Raw genomic sequence first — 629 nt, forward strand, 5'->3', positions numbered from 1 at the left:
GTAGTTGCCCACGGTGATCGAGGCGTTGCCGTCGAACGCGTGCGGCAGCCCGCGCGAGAGGTACTTGATCGCGCCGCCGATGGTGTTCTTGCCGTACAGCGTGCCCTGCGGGCCACGCAGYACTTCCACTCGGTCGACGTCGAACACGTCGAGCAGCGCGCCCTGCGGACGGGCGATGTAGACATCGTCCAGGTAGATGCCCACGCCCGGGTCCACGCCCCATAGCGGATCGGACTGGCCGATGCCGCGGATGTAGGCGGTGACGGTGCTGCTGGAGCCGCGCGCGGCGTAGATGGTCAGGTTAGGCACCAGCGCGTCGAGGTCGGACAGATCCTCGACGTTGAGCTTGTCGAGCGCGTCGGCGGTGAAGGCAGTAACGGCGACCGGTACTGACTGCAGCGTTTCCTCGCGCTTGCGCGCGGTGACGGTGACGGTGCCCAGGTTGGTCGCCTTGGCGTCCCGGTTGGTGGCACCCGAAGGAGTCGCGTCCTGCGCCCACACCACCGGCGAGGAGAGTGCCGACACCAGCACCGAACCGATCGCCAGACTCAAATACTTGCGCTTCATCGCGTCCCTCCTACGGGTACGAAGTCATTGCGGCGGACCCCTGCCACCGTTTCCGCAAGGCT

Annotated in this window: 1 protein-coding gene; it reads right to left on the reverse strand. The window is 66.7% G+C overall.

The window, feature by feature from the left end; all coding sequences use genetic code 11:
• The coding region (locus tag ACXJKJ_RS30975; RefSeq protein WP_457395390.1) for a TonB-dependent receptor plug domain-containing protein at window positions 1-567 on the reverse strand (567 nt) is incomplete at its 3' end.
• Window positions 568-629 lie beyond the last annotated feature (62 nt).

The organism is Roseateles sp. P5_E1 (genome assembly GCF_054049335.1).